The sequence below is a fragment of the Mycobacterium sp. pR1184 genome, assembly GCF_041287235.1.
Taxonomy (GTDB): Bacteria; Actinomycetota; Actinomycetes; order Mycobacteriales; family Mycobacteriaceae; genus Mycobacterium.
Genome location: NZ_JBGGKR010000009.1, coordinates 25,931 through 44,769, shown reverse-complemented (window position 1 = coordinate 44,769; position 18,839 = coordinate 25,931). Strand labels below are relative to the sequence as shown.

Genomic DNA, 18,839 nt, shown 5'->3' with positions numbered 1-18,839 from the left:
TCGTCACTGACTCAACTCACCTTCCGGTAGACGAGCCAGCGCAACTCGATCGGGGAATTCTCCCGCTCGACATCGAAAATGTCTTGGCCACTTGCCCATCCGTCGAACCAGGCCGTAGGCGGCCAGGCGCCTTCGGGCAAATGGGCTTTCTCGTACTCGTACGCCGACTCGTCGGAAACGAGTTCAAGTGACAGTCCGGCCGAGGCTTTGCTGACCTCCTCGCGGGTGAAGATCATGGTGTGGCATTGCTGCCCGAGTTGTCGGGCGGCGTCGTCGGGCGTGTAGCCCTCGCGCGGCAGGAACGCGTTGAATACCAAATATCCGCCGGCGGCCAGACACTGCGCAGCCAGTTCGAACATGCCGCCCAACTCCTGGGGGGTCCGGAAGTCCGGCACCACTTCGGAGAACACGACCAGCTGGAAGTCGCCGCTAACGCCCTCCATCGCCACGAAGACATCGCTTTGGATGACGTTGATATCAACCGACATTCGTTTGGCTTCCGCACGGATGATGTCGGCGAACTTCCCGGCCAGCTCTACTGCGTCGACCGGGTGACCGCGCTTGGCAAGGGCGAGGGCATTTCGCCCCGTGCCGGCGCCCACGTCGAGTATGCGATAGGTGCTGGGATCGTCGGCTTCATTAGCAAGCGACCAGACACGAGCATCGGGCTCGGTGCCGAACAGCGACCCCTCGCGAGTGTCGACCCAGTTGTCGTAATCGGCCCCGATCGTGGCCCACTGAGGTTTGACGCGGTAATTCAGCGTCGTGCCGAACGGTGAATTGAACTCTATGACAATGTTCGAACGAGACGAGGCCTTAAAGGCTTTGGCCAACTCGCCTTCCAGCACAGCTCTGAGCTGAACGGTTTCTTCGTCTGTGTACGGTATGCCCAATCCGGCGAAGACGGTCGTACACATTCTGACGTACTCCTCGAGCATGCCGGGAACGGCCGGTACATGGAGCCGCCCTTCCGACATCGTTCGTCGGTGCAACCGACGGGCCATCGCCTCGCGCAGGGTCGTCGGGTCGAAAGATCTGCGGTCGCGATCCTCCATCAGACCCTTGTACACGACCGCGTCGCTGGCTGCACAATGGGGCGCGGGGATAGCCGGCGAGCCGATCGCCGCCGAGAAGGGGAGACGATGAACGACGATGCGACCGCCCGGTTGGGGGCCGAGAAATTCGTGTCCTTGACGACGTTCAAGCGCAACGGCGATGCGGTCGCGTCACCGATGTGGATCGTCGGCGACGGCGCACGACTCCTGGTGTGGACACCGGCAGACTCGTGGAAGGTCAAACGGGTGCGGCGCGATCCCCGGGTCACGCTTGCAGCGTGCGGTCGAACCGGGAAGGTCGCGCCCGGTCAGCCGGTGTTCGCCGGGACCGCCGAGGTGATCACCGACCCGGCGGAGGTCACGCGTGTCGAATCGCTCGTCAAACGCAAGTACGGCTTGGAATTTCGCGTGGTGACCTTCATCGAAGCCATCGTCGCCCGCGGCCGAAAGCCGAGGTTCGTCCTGCAGATCGCGCTGACACCCGGCGGGTGATATCGATGCTCGGTGGGGCGGCGGACGCCGGGGCGAGCTGATGGAAGATGGTCGCTATGCAAGTCGATAGTCTGCACCGCTATCCAGTGAAATCAATGCTTGGGGAGGACGTCGAGAGCTTGTTCGTCGACGAGCGTGGCGCTGAGGGAGACCGGCGGCTCGCACTCCTGGACACCACGACGGGGCACGTGGCCAGCGCCAAGCAGGCGCGGCTATGGCGCGACCTGTTGAAATGCACTGCCACCGGAGATGCCGGCCGCGTCAGCATCGCGCTGCCCGACGGGACAACGGTCGCCGCCGATGATCCGGACGTCGACGAGGTGCTCTCGCGGTTGTTGGGGCGCTCGGTCCAACTGGTCGGTAAGCGTCCGGACGGCGCGACGGTCGAACGACCGGACCCGGAGAAGCTGCTCGAGCTCGGGTTGGACGCCGAAGTCGCCGGCCGCATCTTGGAGATTGGGCTGGGCACGCCCGGGGATTCGTTCACCGACGATGCTCCACTGCACGCGATTACCACCGCCACTTTGGACCACATCGGCGTCGAGGCATTGCGTTACCGACCGAATCTCGTGATCGCGACACCAGCCGACTGGCCGCCATATGTTGAAAATGATTGGGTCGAAAAGGAATTGGGCATCGGATCGGTGCGGCTGCGCGGCCTGGAACTCACCCCACGTTGTGTGGTGCCGACACTCGAACACGGGCCACTGCCGAAAGCGCCACAGGCACTACGGACGCCCGCCGTCGAAAATCGTTTGCAAGCAGGCAGTTGCGGCGTGGCCGCATGCGCGGGGATCTACTTCAAAGCCACGACTGCAGGCGTCCTTCGGGTAGGCGAGCAGGTCATCCTCGACCCGTAGCCGTCTAGTTGCCGAAGCTACTCGGGGGCGTGCGGAGCACCGTGGCCGGCCCGGCAGGGCCGGTGTCGATCCGGCTGGCGGCAAAGGACGCGCCCTTGTCGATCATGGTGCCATCGTCGGCGTAGGCGTTGTGGGCGGCGAAGTTCATGCCGTCCGAGCAGACCGGGTCTTCATTCGCGCACACCTTGATCGTCTTGGCCTGGTAGGTCGGTCCGATGACGACCGGCGGCTCACCGAGGAAGTTCATGGCCCGCACGTTGGGCATGCCGAAAAGCACCACCGCGGCGACGTGGTCGGCGATTTCGGGCGCCAGTGGTTTGGGCACGGTTGCCGGGTCAACGCCGGCGGGCACCGCGTCCGACGTCACGAAACCCATGACCGCCGCGCCCTGGGAGAATCCGCTGAGCACCATCTTGGTCTTGGGGCAGCTGGTCGCCATCGACACGACGTGCGCGCCCGCGTCCCGGATGCCGTCGAGCCCGGTGTCCCACTGATTGCTGGCGGGGTAATTGACCGCGTAGACGTCGACTGACTTTCCACCCTCGCGTCCGCGCAGGTTGTCGATGAACGCCTGCCCGGTCGCGCCGACCCCCTCCGGCTCGCCGGTACCGCGGGCGAACACCACCTGAACGTCGGGACATGGCTCGGCCGACGAGGGGACGGGCGAAAAGAGGACAGACGCACCAAGACTCGCAGTCACTGCGGCCGCAGCACTCATCAAGCGAATGACGTAACCGGCAATCATGTCCAAATAAATGCCCATCTCAGCCGATCACCAAACGAGTGATATTCCACACGCGTTCGCAGCAAACTCACCGAGCGGACCGGCGGAGGCGTGTCCACCGTGCGAACAGCGCACAGCCGCAGCCGAATTCACACCCGGACGACGGAAGTAGTTAGTACCGACCAGAATAGGGCGAAGCTATCGCGCACTGTCGGCGTGAAGGCGGCTCAGCGCCATTTGATGCCGCAGCCGATCGACGGCCGTTGATCCGCGTTGACCGGCCGTCCGGCCAGCACAGCGTCGACGGCTGCCCGAACGTCGGCGCCCGTTACCGGCTGGTCGTTTTTGGGGCGGGAGTCGTCGAGCTGGCCGCGGTAGACGAGTCGACGCTCGCCGTCGAACACGAACGTGTCCGGCGTGCACGCCGCGGAGTAGGCGCGGGCAACGTCTTGCGTCTCGTCGTACAAGTACGGAAACGTCCAGCCGTGGCGGCGGGCCTCGATCACCATCTCGTCGGGGCCGTCCTGCGGGTAGGTCAGGACGTCGTTGCTGGAAATTCCCACCATGGCGACGCCTTGATCGGCAAGGTCTCTGCCCAGGGCGGCCAGCCCCGCCGCGACATGCTGGACGTATGGGCAGTGGTTGCAGATAAAGGTGACGACCAGCGCCGGACCAGTCAGGTCATCGAGGCTGACCAGGGCGCCTGTTGCCGGGTCGGGCAGCGTGAACGGCGGCGCGGGCGTGCCGAGGGCGAGCATTGTCGACTCGATTGCCATGCCCGCCAGCCTAGTCCGAGGCGACCCGGCGACCGCCACCGATCGCCGGTGCGGAAGGCTGCATCCCGTGTGGCCAGAGTTAGCGGCGTTGCAATCCGGGGTACCAGTCCGAAACATGGGGTGGGTGATTTCGCACGCCGTCGCGATCTTCTCGGGTTTACTCGCCGCGTTTTGGGCAGCGGTCGGCATCGTCGTTCGACAACGGGTCGCCCAAAGCGTGCCGACCGTTGGGGACCAGTCCCGACCGACGGTGACGAGCGTGGTTCGCCAGCCGTTGTGGTGGGCCGGGATTCTCGCCGCCATCGCCGGCTACGTGTTTCAGGCGCTGGCCCTGGCCAACGGATCGCTGCTGCTGGTGCAGCCGCTGCTGGTGTCGTCGCTGCTGTTTGCCCTGCCGCTCAGCGCGCGGCTGTGCCATCAGCGCATCACCGCAGCCGAATGGGCTTGGGCGATCGTGTTGACCGCCGCGCTGGCGGCGTTCGTGCTGGTCGGTCAACCCCGCGAGGGCCATCACCGTTCGCCTATCCCGTCGTGGACGATGGCGGTGCTGCTCACCGCGCCGCTGGTCATCGTGTGTCTCGTCGCGGCCCGGCGGACCCACGGCCGGACCCGCGCCATGCTGCTGGCGGTCACGGTGGCGGTTCTGCTGGGCATGGTGGCCGTGTTGACGAAGATCTGCACGCACCGCTACGCCATCGGCGGATGGCACGGACTTCTGACCGTGCCGGCCCCGTACCTGCTGGTCGTGCTGGCGGTAGCGGTCACCATGGTGCAAAGCTCGGCCTTTCACGCCGGCGCGTTGCAGGCCTCGGTGCCGCTGATGCTAGTGGGGGAGCCTGTCGTCGCAGTGATGCTCGGAGTCATCGTGCTCGGCGAACACCTTGCGGTGCGCGGCTCTGCGGCCATTGGCCTGCTCGTCGCCGTCGTCGCGATGGTGGCATCTACCGTCGCGCTGGCACGCGACCAGGTACCCGGTGTGGGCCATCCGGCCGCCAAAGATGTCGATACACCGCGTGCGAACGAAGATGATGTGATCATCACGTAGGCCGTGCGGCTGCCTCCAGGAGATCGACTGCGCGCGCAAGGCTTTCATCAGCCCTGCTCATCAGCGCGGCGACTTCGCGGGCCCGTGCCGCGCGTTCCGGCGTGAGGATGCCCCGCAGATCGGCCACCACTGAGTCCAGGGTGCTTTCCATAAACGCCCGTCCGGAGCCAACTTTCAACTCCGTGACTCCTTGCGCCCAGACTGGCTGATCGAGCCAGAACCACAGGATCAGGGTGGGAACTCCGGCCCGAAGCCCCGCTGCTGTCGCGCCGGCGCCGCCATGGTGGACGACGGCGCGGCACCGTGGAAAGACGGCGGCATGGTTCACCGCGGCCACGACCTTCACATGCTCGACGTCCGGGAGGCCGGCGACGTCGTTGGGGCCCGTGCAAACCAGCGCCCGCTCGCCGACCCGTGCGCAGGCCTCGCTGATCACAGCGACGGTCTCAGCGGGCGAGGCAAGCGGCGTACTGCCGAAGCCGAAGTAGACCGGCGGCGTGCCGTCAGCGATCCAGGAGAGCACCTCGTCGTCGGAATCGGCGGGCAGTCCCAGCGTCAGCGCGCCGACGAACCGCGCCGACACCTCCGAGTCCAGCCATTCGGTTGCCGTTCCCGGCAGGCAGATCTCGTCATATGCCTGGAGTTCTACCGTCGGCCGGGCCAATTCCCCGGCGACATCCGACAGTCCGAGCGCGGCACGCTGGGCGTCGTCGGTGTCCTTGGTGATCTGCGGACCGAAGGTGCCGCCGGCCAGAATTCGCGCCGGGAAGTAGTGCAGCACGCCGAGCGGAATGCGGTAGTACTCAGCGATATTGGCGGCCAGGCCCTGCTCGTTGAACGCCGCCACCAGAAAGTCTGCCCCTTCGGCCAACGAGGTCAGCGCCGTACTCTTTTCGGCCTTGACCTCGGTGACGTGTTGGACGACGTCGGCCCACATGGTGACCGGATTGGAGACCTTCTCGAAGAACGCCGCGGCGAAGTCCATCTGCTCGCGGGAGTCCCGGCCGTAGGCGACCGCGGGCAGCCCGGCGGATTCGACGAACGGCACCATGTTGGGCGCGACGGCCATCTGCACGTCGTGGCCGCGTCGCAGCAGCTCCCGCCCGACAGCGGCCAGCGGTTCGACATCGCCACGGCTTCCATAGCCGGCCAGCACGCATTTCATCGGCGGAACCTCACTCGCAGTGCCGGTGGTTGCGGATCACCGCGCGGCGGCGGTCAGCGAAGCTTGCTGGCTGCGAAGGTGGCGGCCTGATTGGTCATCCCCAATTGGATATACGAAACATGCGCCATGATGTTGCCGCCCGCCGAGCAGATCGGATCGTCTTGCGCGCACAGGCTGATGGTCTTGCCGCTGTAGATCGGATTGATCGTCGGCAGCGGCTGGCCGCCCCACAACGCGCTGGAGAATTGGCTCGTCGGCTCTCCGAACAAGGCGACCGCGGCGACATGGTCCGCGACCGTGGGCGGCATCGCCTCAGTGGCAAGGTCGATCACCGTCGAACCCTGGGAGTACCCCCCCAGCACGAGTTTTGTCTTGGGGCAGTTGGCGACCGTGCCCTGGATGTGACCGCTGGCGTCATCCGCGCCGGCCGGTGCGCTCGCGTGGTAGTCGTCGTTGGCCGGGTAGTTGACCGCGTAGACCCCGACGGACTTGCCGGCAACCTGCGAGGTGAGCGAGTCGACGAACGCCTGACCGATGTTGCCGAGGCCGGGCTCCTGATGGGTCCCGCGAGCGAACACCACCTCTACGTCGGAGCAGGGATCGGCGGCCGCGGTGGGCGAGATCGGTGCGCTAACCAGCGCCCCCATCGTCGCCGCCGCGACGCCAACAATACGAACAAGCCTCAGTGCACTCATTCTCAAATGCTGACATACCGACCGAAACGGTCGTGCCGGCGCCTCGCCTAGACCGGTTGCGGACGGGCCGCGACGGCGCCTATCACAATGAGTAGTCGCCGGTGGGAAGGAACTGCATGTTCGCTCAGTTGAGCGTAGGTAGCCCGGCGACGCCGTGACGATCCATCCTGGGTGCTGAAAGGCTAGGAAGCGTGACCGACCCGACGAGCGGTGCCAAGGACGGCACAGCGTCCGCCAAGCATCCGGTACGGATAGGTGTCCAGTTGTGGGCGGGCGGAACACCGGACTACCCGACGTGGCGCCAGGCGGTGTTGCACGCCGAAGAGCTCGGCGCCGACGCCATCTTCGGCTACGACCACTTTCACAAGCCCTTCATCGACATCGTTGATGGTGCCCCGCAACTCCAGGACGAACAGCCGGAGGTCAACAACTTCGAAGCGTGGACAGCCCTGGCGTCCTGGGGCGAGATCACCAGCCGCGCCGAAATCGGCCTGCTGGTCAGCGGGATGCCGTATCGCAACCCCGACCTGGTTGCGGATATGGCACGCACCGTCGATCACATCAGCGGCGGGCGCTTGATTCTGGGGCTCGGGGCGGGCTGGTACCCGCAGGATTTCATCGCGTACGGATACGAATACGGCACTGTGCGATCGAGGATGGATCAGTTCGACGAAGGCTTGCAGCGCATCGAATACCGGCTCAACCATTTGACTCCCAGCCCGTTGCGCCAGATACCCATCCTGATCGGCGGAGGCGGTGAGCGGCGCACCATTCCCGCGGCCGCCCGGCACGCCCACATCTGGCACAGCTTCGAGCCCATCGACGAATTCCGCCGCAAGAACGATCTCCTTAAGCGACTCGCCACCCAGGCGGGCCGCGACGAGGCCGGCATCGAACGGGCGATGGCATGGACCGACGCCAAGACCGCCGACGCCTTCCTCGACGAGGGCGTCACGCTGTTCACCACCGAAATCCATCCCGACGACAACGGGTACGACTTCTCGGAGCTGGAGACGATGCTGGCCTGGCGCGATCGATAATCGATGGCGGCCCGAGGGCTGCGGACCGGGCGCATCAGTGGAAGTATCACGGGCGTGGCCGATAAGAAACCGCAAACGATCTCTTACCCGGCGCCGGACTCGCGTCCGCGCCGCCACGACTACGACCCGCTGGACCCCCACGTCATCGTGCTGTTCGGTGCGACCGGGGACTTGGCCAAGCGCAAGCTGATCTCGGGCCTGGCCTACTTGGATCAGTCCGAGCTGGCACCCGATATACAGATCGTCGCGACGTCGCTCGAAGAGATGTCCGACGACGAGTTCCGGGATCTCGCCAAGAACGCGATCGACTCCTACGGGACCCACAAGCTCAAACCCGAGCAGTGGGCCGACTTCTCCAAGATCGTGCGCTACGTCCCGCAGGGTGCCGGACCCGAGGCACTGGCCGCCGCGGTCGCCGAGGCCGAGGCAAACCTGGGCCCGAAGGTACGGCGACTGCATTACCTGTCCGTCCCGCCGAAGGCGGCGCGCGACGTCATCACGATGCTGCGCGACGCCAACCTCGTCGAGCGCTCCCGGGTGGTGATGGAAAAGCCGTTCGGCACCAACCTGGAAAGCGCGGTGGCGCTCAACGACTTCCTGCACGAGACGTTCGACGAATCACAGATCTTTCGCATCGACCACTTCCTGGGCAAGGAGGCGGCGCAGAACATCCTGGCTTTCCGCTTCGCCAACGGACTTTTCGAGCCGATCTGGAACCGCAATTTCATCGACCACATCCAGATCGACATTCCCGAAACCCTGGGTCTTGATCAGCGAGCGAATTTCTACGAAAGCACCGGCGCATATAAGGACATGGTCGTCACGCACTTGTTCCAGGTGATGGCATTCGTGGTGATGGAGCCACCGACCGCCCTCGAGCCGTATGCCATCAGCGAAGAGAAGAACAAAGTGTTCCGCTCGATGCTGCCGGTGAAGACCTCCGACGTGGTGCGCGGCCAATACAACGGCTACCGCGACGAGCCCGCAGTGGCAAACGATTCCGACACCGAGACGTTCATCGCGCTCAAGGTCGGCATCGACAATTGGCGATGGGCCGGCGTGCCGATCTACCTACGCACCGGCAAGAAGATGGCCGAGGGCATCCGCATCATCTCCATCGCGTTCAAAGAGGCGCCGCGCAGTATGTTTCCGCCGGGATCGGGAGTGGGGACCCAGGGTCCCGATCACCTCACGTTCGATCTGGCTGACAACTCCAAGGTTTCGCTGTCCTTCTACGGCAAGCGGCCCGGTCCCGGGATGAAGTTGGACAAGTTGTCGATGCAGTTCTCGTCGAGGGAGATCGACACGGCCGACCAGACACTGGAGGCCTACGAGCGGCTCATTCTCGACGCGATGCGCGGTGACCACACGCTGTTCACCACCGCCGAGGGCATCGAATCATTATGGGAGCGTTCGAAAGAACTGCTCACCGACCCGCCGCCGGCCAAGGTGTATCCGCCCGGAACCTGGGGACCCAACGCGATTCACCAGTTGATCGCCCCTAATGCGTGGCGGTTGCCGTTCGAGCGTGGCTGGCGCGAAGCCAGGACCTAGCGGGTCGCACGTCAGAGCACCATCCATGACAGGACCGACGTTTGCAGTCCTGACAGCACGCAGATGAAAATCAGGAACACCGCGCTCCACAGGATCACGCGGCGGAAGATATCGCCTTCTTTTCCATGCATTTCCACCGCAGCGGCGGCAATGGCGAGGTTCTGCGGCGAGATCATCTTGCCCAGCACCCCGCCGGAACTGTTACCCGCGGCCATCAGCAACGGCGAGAGCCCCGCCTTGGCCGCCGCGGTCACTTGGAGGGCGCCGAATAGGGAGTTCGACGAGGTATCCGACCCGGTGACCGCCACGCCGAGCCAGCCCAGAATGGGGGAGAGTAGTGCGAAAGCGCCACCCGCCCCGGCCATCCATGTTCCCAACGTGATGGTCTGTCCGGAGGCATTCATCACGAAAGCCAGTGCCAACACGGCCATTACAGTCAGGATCGCCCAGCGGAGTTGATACAGCGTCGCCCCGTAAGCCTTGATCGCACCGGCCGCCGACAGACGCAGCACCACCATTGCGATGATGCCCGCGACGAGCATCTGGGTGCCGGGCGTGGTCAGCAGGTTGAAGGTGAAGTTCGGCAGCGCCGATGGGCTGCCCTTGGCGGTGAGCAAGTGCAGCCCCGGCCAATGCACGGTGTAGGTCGCGTAGTCGAGATACTGCTTCACGATTGGTATCTGGCAGAGCACGAAGATGGCAATGATGATCCCGTACGGCGCGTAGGCCCGGACCACCTCGGCGCGCGACTCGGGCCGCCCGAGGCTCGCGCCGAACTCCGGGGTCATCGAGTCCCCGGCACCCCCGGCCATCACCGGGGTACGCGGTGCCGTTTGCACCCGCATGACGCGCAGCAGTAGCACCACGGCACCGGCGGACAGCAGCGAGGCCACCACGTCGGCCAGCGGCACCGACACGTAGTTCGAGGTGGCGAATTGGCCGATGCCGAAAACGACGCCCGCGGTCAGCGCCACGGGCCAGGTGTCCCGAATTCCGCGCCGGCCGTCGACGATTGCGACCAGGGCCAACGGGACGAAGACGGCAAGTATGGGCGTTTGACGCCCGACCATCGCGCCCAGCGTGTCACTCGACAACCCGGATACCTTGCCCAGAACGATGATGGGCGTGGCCATCGCCCCGTAGGCGACCGGTGCGGTGTTGGCGACCAGCGCCAGCACGGCGGCCTTGAGCGGCTTGAAGCCCAGCGCCAGCAGCATGACCGAGGTGACCGCCACCGGCGCGCCGAATCCGGCCAGGGCTTCGAGCAGCGCGCCGAAGGAAAACGCGATGATGATCGCCTGGATGCGATGGTCGTCGCTGATGCTGGCGAAACTGCGCCGCAGCACATCGAAATGTCCTGTCTGCACTGTCATCTGATACACCCAGATCGCGTTGATCACGATCCACAGGATCGGGAAGAACCCGAAGACGGCGCCCTCGCCGCTGGCGAGCAGCACCTGGCCAATTGGCATGCGGTACAAGGCCACTGCGATCGCAATCGCGACGGCCAGCGAGATCAGTGATGCCATCCAGGCCCGCAGACGCAAAACGCCGAGCATCACAAAGAGCATCGCCAGCGGCAAGGCCGCCACGAGTGAACTCAAACCCAGAGAGTGAGCAAGAGGATCGAGGATCTGACGATACATATTCGCACCTTATGAATCACCAACCAAGCTTTGTCGCGGATAAATGCGGTGACAACCACTAATGTCCGAAAAAGATTTAGAGGTCGGTTAAATCAATCAGTTTATTTAGGCGTAGAGTCTCCTCCAGCTTCCACGCCGGCAGCCCGCCGGCGCAATCGACGAGTCGGCGAACAGCAAAGGAAGAAGACATGTCACAAGGTGTTGTCGCCAAGAACGACTCCGAGCAGCTGGTGCTCGACTTCATCCACGCCTTCTACGGGCAGACCATCGACATCGACGCGGCGATCGATCTGGTGGCGGAGGACTTCGTGTGGCAACTGCATGTCCCGCTCTCGCCCGTGATCGCCGGACGCGACGCGGCACGCGCGGAGATGGAAAAGCACAACAGCCTTTCGACGGGAATGATCGAGGGCAGCGAAATCCGCACGATCGTGTCGACGGGCGACACCGTCGTAGTCGAACGAATTGACGTGAATTCGTTGGGCGGCGGCGAGCCGATCACGTTCTATGTCGTCGCGGTCTTCGAAGTCCGCGACGGCGCGATCACTCACTGGCGTGAGTACTGGGACACCAGCCATGTCGCAAAGCAGATCGGCATCGAAGCAGCCCACATGTTCGACGCCCTGGCTTAGTCGGCGGGCAAATCCCGGGAGCGCTTGTTGGCGTACATGTGCTCGTCGGCGAGGCGCATGAGATCCTGTGCCCCGGAAGCGATCCCGGCGCTGAAGCTGACCGGCTCGCCTATCTCGGCCCAGCGATGGCGGAGCCGATCGAGGACCTGCTCGGCCCCGGCACGGTCGTCGCCGACGAGCAGCAGGAGGAACTCGTCGCCACCGATGCGGAAAGCGATGTCTTCCCTGCGGACCGATGACCGGATCGCGTCGGCGAAGGCGATCAAGACGTCGTCGCCGGCCTCATGGCCGTAAGCGTCGTTGTAGCTCTTGAAGTTGTCGAGATCGATAAGCACCACGGCCGAACTATCGGCATGCGTCGACAACCGCGTTGCCAGCGTGCTCCGGTCGAATAATTGGGTCAGTGCGTCGGTATGCGCGATCTTGCGGAGCAGCGCGCTTTGCTCCTCGAGTTGTGCGATCAACCAGGCCGGAACCTCCGCGACGATCACCCACATCGCGGCGGCCAACACCACGGTGGCCAACGAACCGGGGAATGCCTTGCTGCCGCCGACGACGAAGGCCGCCACGCCCAGGGGCACGAAGGCGAGCGAGCGCCAGCGCGCGCAGGTGAGACCGATGTAGCCGAAGGTGACGGTGACGATGCCGGGAAGGTTCTGCGTCGCCCCCGGCTCGACGGCTCCGACCAGAACTGTCCCGAGCAGCGACGCCACCGGCCAGCCGACCAGCAGCGCGCGCCGCTCTTGCCAACCACGCCAGCGGCCGAGGACCGCGACGGCCACCGCAGCGACCGCGGAACCGCCGAGAACCCACAAGAACCCGGGGCTGAATCCAGCACGGTAGACGTACCCCGCCGCGGCATAAAGGGAGAGCATCGCCAGAAACGCGGTCAGGCCGATCGCATGCCAAACCCTCGTGGTCGGTCGGGGTTCGGTACGCCATGGCACCTGCTCACAATAAGCGCACGTAGGACACCGTTCGTTTCCGGTAATGAACGGCTGTATAACGGCGGGCCTCGCCCGCGAATCCCGACCAACACCTGCTCGACGTGCCGATGCCCAGGGCGTGGGCAAATAAGGTCGGCCAGACACAAGGACGATCCCGAATTGACCGAAAATCATGCCCCTAGAGGGGTTTTGGCATCCCGGCCACTGCCGTCGTGGTGGCGCGGCCCGGGGCGAACCGCATCGAAACCATTGCGGGAAGCGTCAGTTGCCCGGGAAGGCATTGACGCCCATCACGAGCGCGGCCGTACCGCCGTAGAGGTAGCCGACCTCGACGGCCTCGGTGATTTCGGCTTCCGAGGCGCCCGCGGCGCGCGCGTTCTCGGCGAGCGACCTGACTCCATCGGGATGCGCGGCGATCGCGTCGGTGATCATGCCCATCAGCAGCTTGTACTTGACGGGAATGGCTCCGTCCTTCAGGACTCGCTCGCGCATTCCTTGATACGAGCCCGCGAATTGGGGGTCACGCTGTCGAACCGCCGCGAGCCACGGGGGATCGTTCCACGGCGCCTGCGCAGTTGGCGCCGGGTCGGCGCAGCCGCTCGGGGGGACGCGGCCCGGGCCGACGTCGCCGCACCCGTCGGCGCCACTGCGCGCCGCGCCCAACAGGCTCCCACTGATGATCAGCGCGGCGACCAAGACAGCAACGCGCGCTTTGAATGTATTCGTCATGGGGGCACGCTACGCTCGCGCCATCGCGACTGCAACCGAAAGAGGTTGCAGCACTTAGTGATAACGTCGCAGCAGCAGACGTATCCGGCGGCGAGCAGGGCGCAAACTCGACGAGCGCATTGACGGTGGTCTCGAAGCCAAGACCGCAAACCTCGATTGTGTTGGTAGCCCTGAAATTACAAGCGCCGAGACCAACGTCGCGCACGCGGTCGCCAACAAGGGCCAAGGGCAACGAAAGCTGTTGGACAGCAAGTCCGTTACAAGACGCCGACAGCACGCGCGGGAGATTTCGCGCGACAGGAAGTTACGGCACAGCTCTTTCAGCGGGAGTGCCTACTCGGCTCAGCCCGCGGCGGTGAGAATCTTGATCGCGAAGATCAGTGAATCGCCCGGCCGGATACCCGCACTGGGCTGACCTTCCGGGTAACCATCCGCTGGGACCATCGCTACGGCGACCGTGGAACCGACCTTTTGGCCGGCGATGGCCTTCTGAAAGCCGGGCACGACCCCGGTGAGCGGGAAGTCAACCGGGGCACCCCGGTCGAAGCTGCTGTCGAACACGGACCCGTCACGTCCGTTGACTCCCATGTAGCAGACGGAAACCTTGGCAGTCGGTGAGACCACGGCCCCGTCTGCGGCGTGCAGCGTATGTACCTGGGTCTGGTTCACGCTGAACGGCGCCGTGACGGTTACCCGGGGAGCGGTCGTATCCGTGGGCCCGATGACGGCGATGCTGCCGGTAGTTCCTGACAGCGTCCAATCGGGTGTGCCACCTGCCGGCGGTGCCGCGGTTGGGCACGAGCCGGCCGCGATTGCCGTAGCCGGTCCAGCGAACATCGCAACGATTGCCGCGCAGGCCGCCAACACGATCGAGGAGTACACCCGGAGAGACTTCACCGGCGTCACGCTACAGCTACGTGCCTTTCCGACTTCGCCGACCCGCGGTGCGCTGCGTTGCCCGACGCGAGTGGTGCCCCATTCGCCGGGAGGGTGTCATTTGACGAGTCACTGCGCGGGCAATTCGCTATTCTCCATATCTGCGCTGCTTTGCACGCTCTGGCGCTCTTGCTAACGGGAGAAGAACGGAAGGGAATCAAATGCCCTCACCTCGCTGGCTCGCTGGAATCGCGATTCCCATGATGGCTGGCGCCGCACTGGCGAGCAGCGCGGCGACTGCCAAAGCCACTACTCCCCAAGACGAGGCGTACCTCAACCAATTGCGTGCCGTGGGCCTGACGTGGCCGCCGCAGACGGAAGAGGCACTCATCGGGGAAGCACACCTGATCTGCTATGACCTCACCTGGGGTTGGACGCCACAAGAGATTGCCGATGAAGTCCACGCCCACCTGGACAAGAGGAGCGTGACGTTGCCGGACGTCGGAACCATGGTCAACGCCGCACACTCGGTGTACTGCCCCGGGAATGTGTGCGACGCCCCGTCGCTTTGCACCTGACCAGCTGCACTGAGCCACGATCGCCCAGGGTCGCTCAGACGATCGGCCGCCACGCACCGAGGACAGCGGACCGGTACCAGCCCTGCCGATTTCGAATCTGGACTCCGATCACGTTCTGGGAACTCACGCGGCTGTCGATGATGTGTTGGTCGTCGATGTAAATGACCACATGCGAGGCTTGGCTCTCAGTTCCATTGGGATGCAAATAAATTAGGTCGCCCGGCGCAAAGCTCCCATCTTTGGGGATACGAGTGCCCATCGGGCCCGCCTTGCCGTCGTATTGCTGGTGGACATCGCCGTTAAACTTGATGCCCAACCCGAAGTTGTAGACCCACGCCGTGAAATTGGAACAGTCCAAGCCGCGCCCGGCGCTCCAGGCAATGGGCTCATTCGGGCTGTCGGTGTCCGGATTCTCTTCGACAGCACCGGCGTGGGTCGATGCCGGCGGGTCCCAGCCGGGAATGTGATGGTGGCGGTATTGCAGCCCCAGCGCATTATCGGGGGCGTAGATGTAGCGCATGGCCGTCGCCAGGATCCGTTCCCGCTTCCACGTGCTGGCGTCGCAACCCGCGCCCGACGGGATCGACGGCGGCGGCAACGCTGCCGCTGCCGGTCCCCAGCCCTGGTTCAAGTAGTGGCCCTCGGCACTGGTGCGGTACCAGTCCGAAGTCGGAACCGGGCTTTGCGGCAGCGCGTCGCGGCTAGCGAAATCCGCCGTCAACGAGTCTCGGGTGCACGAGAAGGGGTAGACCTCGCCGGTGTCGCCCCGCGAGATTCCGCCCGAGGCGCCCGATAGCACCGAACCGGCCACGCAGGCGGCGAACAGCATCGGGATAGAAAGCTTTATTCGACGGGTCAACGGACTCCCTGCTCATTCGGATGGTCGGCGCTGACGAAGCAATAGTAGGAGGGCACAGCGGATGAGCAACCGCTTCTGGCCGACTCAGGACGACGGGTTGACCTCGATACCGGCGCGCGGTTCGATGATCACTACACCACGAGGGGAGACCCGAAGTGAGGACGTGCGTTCGCCATCTTGCTGCCGTCGTCATGCTGACGTTGGCCACAATCGCAACCACTACGATCGTGGCGCCGGCGGTGAGTTCGGCCGACTGCGCCGACGGACAGTGGTGGGACCCGACGGGCAAGGTCTGCCGGCCGCTCGGTGTCGGGCCGCAACCGTTGGCATGTGACGCGGGCCAGTGGTGGGACCCGACGGCCAATATCTGCCGGCCACTCGGTGTGGGCCCACAACCGCTGGCGTGCGACAACGGCTGGTGGTGGGATCCCGGCGCCAACGTGTGCCGTCCGCCGGTGGTACCACCGCCGGGCTGATGCCGCGCCGAGGGCGACTAATGCAACGGGGACAATCTCGAGCTCAGGCAGTATTCAATTCCGAATAGCCAATTCGCGAAACGAACGCACCGGAAATACCTGATCAGGCGATAACGGTCCAGCCGCCAAAATAATCTGCGAGGATATTGAGCTTCAACGCCGCGGTGCGGAGGGGGCGCGTTGTCGTTTCAGGGTCGTCGCCTGCAGTTGGGGCTATCTGCCGCCGTGGTCGTTGCGGCGGTGTTCAACGCGCTCGCCTGGTGGGGACCGGCGACGGCCCAACGGGTGCAGTTTGTCCTCGAAGCAGCGCTGTGTGTTGGCGCTTTGCTCGTCGGGCTCGTCGTTGTGGCGCGGGCCTCCGGCCTGTCGCGATGGTGGCGAGTATCGCTGCTGTCGGCGATCGCCACCTTTCTGGCTGCCGAGTCGCTCGCGCACCTGGCCGGCGGCACCCACCGCGGCGGAGCCGCCCCAGCGCCTGCCGTCGTCGGGTACTTTGTGGCCGGCCTCTTGTTCTGCGTGGCGATGCTGCTCCTGGTGCGGGCCGGCCGCAATTGCGACGTGCCCGCCCGAGCGCGCGGCTGGCCGGCGGTCATCACGACCATCCTCGACGGACTGGTGAGCACGCTGGCGTTTTGCCACCTGGTGTACGTCGCCCGCTTGGGTGCGATGGGCGGCGCCGCGCTGCCGCGGTCAACGAACACCGAGGTCGTTTGGGGGATCGCCGGTGTCGAGCTGATCACGGTGGTGGGCGCGGTTCTCCTTGCGATGTGGTATCCGCCGTACCGGCCGGGCCGGGCGAACTACATGCTGCTTGCGGCCGCGGTGATTACCCTCGCTTCCTCGGACAGGCTGCTTGCCTACCTTCAAAGCGTCGGTGTCAGCACGCTGAATCTGTGGGTCGGCATCGGATTCGTCCTGGCCCCGCTGTTGATCGTGTGGAGCTTGCTCGTCTTGCCTCCGAGGCCCCGCCCGCACGACGACGAACAGGCCACGAACTGGGCGCGACTCACCCTGCCCTATGTGGGCTTCATGGGCAGCACCGCCCTGCTCACCTTTCAAGTGCTGGTCGGACGTGGAATCGACGCACTTTTCGCCAGCACCTACTTGGCGATGGCGTTGCTCGTCGCGACCCGTTACGTGGTGGCGATGCAGGTGCAGCGAATGCTGACCGCACAGCTTGTCGACGCCAAACGCCGCCTGGCCTATCAGGCTCACCACGACGCGCTGACCGGGCTACCGAATCGATTGCTGTTGGCCGAGCGGCTAGACGAGGCGATCCGCGATGGCCCGTTCGTCTTGATCTTCGTCGATATCGATGACTTCAAAGAAGTCAATGACCGTTTCGGGCACGCGGCCGGCGACGAGTTGCTGTGCGCGATCAGCGCGCGCCTGCAGAGTTGCCTCGGTCCCCCCGACACGCTGGCCCGCATCGGGGGAGACGAGTTCGTCATCCTCACCGCCAGTGCTGTCGACGCCCCGGAGATGATCGCCGACCAGCTCCGGGTCGCTCTTCGAAGTCCGTTCTCGGTGCATGGGACCTCGGTGCGGGTGCGAGCAAGCATGGGCCTGGTCCGCCCCGGTTACGACGAAGGTGCGCCGACCTCCGACGATCTGCTCAGGCAAGCCGACATCTCGATGTACACCGGAAAACGGCTGGGCAAAGACACCGCCGTGGTGTACCGCCCGGCATTCACCGTTTCAGAGGATTTTACGACAGCGCTGCGACAAGCGAATGGCGCTGTCCCGCAAGGCTTTCAGCTCAAGTATCAGCCCGTGGTGACCCTCCCGGACGGCACGCCGGTCGCCGTGGAGGCACTTGCCCGGTGGACGGCACCCAGCGGAATACAGATTCCTCCGCAAACCTTCGTCTCGCTGGCTGAAGCCAACGGCATGGGAGCACAACTCGATGCGCTGGTGCTCGATCAGGCTTGCGCGCAGATCCAGGCGGCAGGCCTCGATTTGGACGTTCACGTCAACATTGGTGCCGCGCGACTCGGCAGCGTTGACTTCGAACGTGCCATCAGCCGCATCCTCGCCCGGCACGGGCTACCGCCGCATCGACTCGTCCTGGAGATCACCGAGACGGTCCCCATCGTTGATCTCGCCGCCGGGGCCGCCGCTATCAGACGTTTGAACGAACTGGGCATCGGCGTGGCGCTGGACGATTTCGGCACCGGTTACAACTCGCTGACCTACCTTCATGAACTGCCCGTGCAAATCGTCAAACTCGACCGAGGACTCGCGGCGGGCGTCGGGCCGGAACGAAACCTCACGCTCTACCGGTCGGTCATCGGCTTGTGCGAAGCGCTGGGGCTCAAGGTAATCGCCGAAGGGATCGAAACCGCCGAGCAGGCGGACACGGTATTCATGGCTGGATGCGGATTGGCACAAGGCTATTTGTTCGGGGCCGCATCCGAGCTAACCGATCTCGCTATATCTTCCACGAGACACTGAATACCGTTGCCGCACAACAGTCGCTACCGAACGCCTGGGCGAAAATCCTGCGACCGCAGAATGGACCGCTAAACCCATTGCTTCACAACGGAATAAGGGCAGAACCGGAGTCGGGCATGAGTAGTGGAACCCAACGAAGCATTCTCAGCTCCACCGCCGATTAATCGCTCTGCGCCAATAGAACTCAGGCTGCAATCAGACACGCAAATCCATCCGTTGCCACCGTATGCCGGATT

General features: G+C 64.6%; 19 protein-coding genes. 9 read left to right on the top strand and 10 right to left on the bottom strand.

Features of this window, described 5'->3' with window-relative positions; genetic code table 11:
- Positions 1-11: 11 nt before the first annotated feature.
- Entirely contained in the window at positions 12-1,055 is a 1,044-nt protein-coding gene (locus tag ACAG21_RS16965; protein WP_370497422.1) for a class I SAM-dependent methyltransferase, read from the bottom strand.
- 87 nt (positions 1,056-1,142) lie between these two features.
- Between ACAG21_RS16965 and ACAG21_RS16960 the strand changes: the two genes are divergently transcribed.
- Complete coding sequence (locus tag ACAG21_RS16960; RefSeq protein ID WP_370497421.1) at positions 1,143-1,547, top strand: PPOX class F420-dependent oxidoreductase; 405 nt, start codon at positions 1,143-1,145, stop codon at positions 1,545-1,547.
- Positions 1,548-1,594: 47 nt separating this feature from the next.
- Positions 1,595-2,407, top strand: coding sequence for an MOSC domain-containing protein (locus ACAG21_RS16955; RefSeq protein ID WP_370497420.1), 813 nt, complete (start codon positions 1,595-1,597; stop codon positions 2,405-2,407).
- A gap of 4 nt (positions 2,408-2,411) precedes the next feature.
- Here ACAG21_RS16955 and ACAG21_RS16950 read toward each other — a convergent pair whose 3' ends face one another.
- Positions 2,412-3,170, bottom strand: a complete 759-nt coding sequence (locus tag ACAG21_RS16950; RefSeq protein ID WP_370497419.1) for a cutinase family protein — start codon at positions 3,168-3,170, stop codon at positions 2,412-2,414.
- A gap of 188 nt (positions 3,171-3,358) precedes the next feature.
- Positions 3,359-3,907: a thioredoxin family protein gene (locus tag ACAG21_RS16945; RefSeq protein ID WP_370497418.1), complete on the bottom strand. Its 549-nt coding sequence runs from the start codon at positions 3,905-3,907 to the stop codon at positions 3,359-3,361.
- 115 nt (positions 3,908-4,022) lie between these two features.
- Here ACAG21_RS16945 and ACAG21_RS16940 point away from each other — a divergent pair, with 115 nt between their 5' ends.
- Positions 4,023-4,952 (top strand): DMT family transporter, encoded by a 930-nt coding sequence (locus ACAG21_RS16940; protein ID WP_370497417.1) that lies wholly within the window; start codon positions 4,023-4,025, stop codon positions 4,950-4,952.
- Here ACAG21_RS16940 and ACAG21_RS16935 read toward each other — a convergent pair.
- Positions 4,945-6,117 carry a nucleotide disphospho-sugar-binding domain-containing protein gene (locus ACAG21_RS16935; protein WP_370497416.1) on the bottom strand — a complete coding sequence of 391 codons (1,173 nt, stop codon included), beginning with the start codon at positions 6,115-6,117 and terminating at the stop codon, positions 4,945-4,947. The two genes, ACAG21_RS16940 and ACAG21_RS16935, sit on opposite strands and share 8 nt — an antisense overlap.
- A 53-nt stretch (positions 6,118-6,170) precedes the next feature.
- On the bottom strand, positions 6,171-6,812 hold the full coding sequence (locus ACAG21_RS16930) for a cutinase family protein (RefSeq protein ID WP_370497415.1): 642 nt from the start codon (positions 6,810-6,812) through the stop codon (positions 6,171-6,173).
- A gap of 191 nt (positions 6,813-7,003) precedes the next feature.
- Between ACAG21_RS16930 and ACAG21_RS16925 the strand changes: the two genes are divergently transcribed.
- Together ACAG21_RS16925 and zwf are read left to right on the top strand one after the other, a co-directional pair.
- Positions 7,004-7,852 carry an LLM class F420-dependent oxidoreductase gene (locus ACAG21_RS16925; protein WP_370497414.1) on the top strand — a complete coding sequence of 283 codons (849 nt, stop codon included), beginning with the start codon at positions 7,004-7,006 and terminating at the stop codon, positions 7,850-7,852.
- A gap of 54 nt (positions 7,853-7,906) precedes the next feature.
- Complete coding sequence (gene zwf / locus ACAG21_RS16920) at positions 7,907-9,406, top strand: glucose-6-phosphate dehydrogenase (RefSeq protein WP_370497413.1); 1,500 nt, start codon at positions 7,907-7,909, stop codon at positions 9,404-9,406.
- 11 nt (positions 9,407-9,417) lie between these two features.
- Here zwf and ACAG21_RS16915 read toward each other — a convergent pair whose 3' ends face one another.
- Positions 9,418-11,052, bottom strand: coding sequence for an L-lactate permease (locus ACAG21_RS16915; protein ID WP_370497412.1), 1,635 nt, complete (start codon positions 11,050-11,052; stop codon positions 9,418-9,420).
- 188 nt (positions 11,053-11,240) lie between these two features.
- On the opposite strand from ACAG21_RS16915, the gene ACAG21_RS16910 reads away from it, so the two are divergent.
- Entirely contained in the window at positions 11,241-11,684 is a 444-nt protein-coding gene (locus ACAG21_RS16910) for a limonene-1,2-epoxide hydrolase family protein (protein ID WP_370497411.1), read from the top strand.
- Here ACAG21_RS16910 and ACAG21_RS16905 read toward each other — a convergent pair.
- The 3 genes from ACAG21_RS16905 to ACAG21_RS16895 form a co-directional block, all read right to left on the bottom strand.
- Positions 11,681-12,631: a GGDEF domain-containing protein gene (locus tag ACAG21_RS16905; RefSeq protein WP_370497410.1), complete on the bottom strand. Its 951-nt coding sequence runs from the start codon at positions 12,629-12,631 to the stop codon at positions 11,681-11,683. The two genes, ACAG21_RS16910 and ACAG21_RS16905, sit on opposite strands and share 4 nt — an antisense overlap.
- 261 nt (positions 12,632-12,892) lie before the next feature.
- Complete coding sequence (locus ACAG21_RS16900) at positions 12,893-13,360, bottom strand: carboxymuconolactone decarboxylase family protein (RefSeq protein ID WP_370497409.1); 468 nt, start codon at positions 13,358-13,360, stop codon at positions 12,893-12,895.
- A 342-nt stretch (positions 13,361-13,702) separates the two neighbouring features.
- A complete protein-coding gene (locus tag ACAG21_RS16895) occupies positions 13,703-14,266 on the bottom strand; it encodes an FKBP-type peptidyl-prolyl cis-trans isomerase (protein ID WP_370497408.1) in 564 nt (187 codons plus the stop codon).
- A 233-nt stretch (positions 14,267-14,499) separates the two neighbouring features.
- Here ACAG21_RS16895 and ACAG21_RS16890 point away from each other — a divergent pair, with 233 nt between their 5' ends.
- A complete protein-coding gene (locus ACAG21_RS16890; protein ID WP_370497407.1) occupies positions 14,500-14,814 on the top strand; it encodes a DUF732 domain-containing protein in 315 nt (104 codons plus the stop codon).
- A 34-nt stretch (positions 14,815-14,848) separates the two neighbouring features.
- On the opposite strand, the gene ACAG21_RS16885 is transcribed toward ACAG21_RS16890, so the two are convergent.
- Positions 14,849-15,673: an NlpC/P60 family protein gene (locus ACAG21_RS16885; RefSeq protein ID WP_370497406.1), complete on the bottom strand. Its 825-nt coding sequence runs from the start codon at positions 15,671-15,673 to the stop codon at positions 14,849-14,851.
- Positions 15,674-15,828: 155 nt separating this feature from the next.
- On the opposite strand from ACAG21_RS16885, the gene ACAG21_RS16880 reads away from it, so the two are divergent.
- Both ACAG21_RS16880 and ACAG21_RS16875 read left to right on the top strand, forming a co-directional pair.
- The gene (locus ACAG21_RS16880; RefSeq protein WP_370497405.1) at positions 15,829-16,149 is read left to right on the top strand and encodes a hypothetical protein; all 321 of its coding nucleotides are present in this window, start codon (positions 15,829-15,831) and stop codon (positions 16,147-16,149) included.
- Positions 16,150-16,329: 180 nt separating this feature from the next.
- Positions 16,330-18,603, top strand: a complete 2,274-nt coding sequence (locus ACAG21_RS16875) for a putative bifunctional diguanylate cyclase/phosphodiesterase (RefSeq protein ID WP_370497404.1) — start codon at positions 16,330-16,332, stop codon at positions 18,601-18,603.
- Positions 18,604-18,839 lie beyond the last annotated feature (236 nt).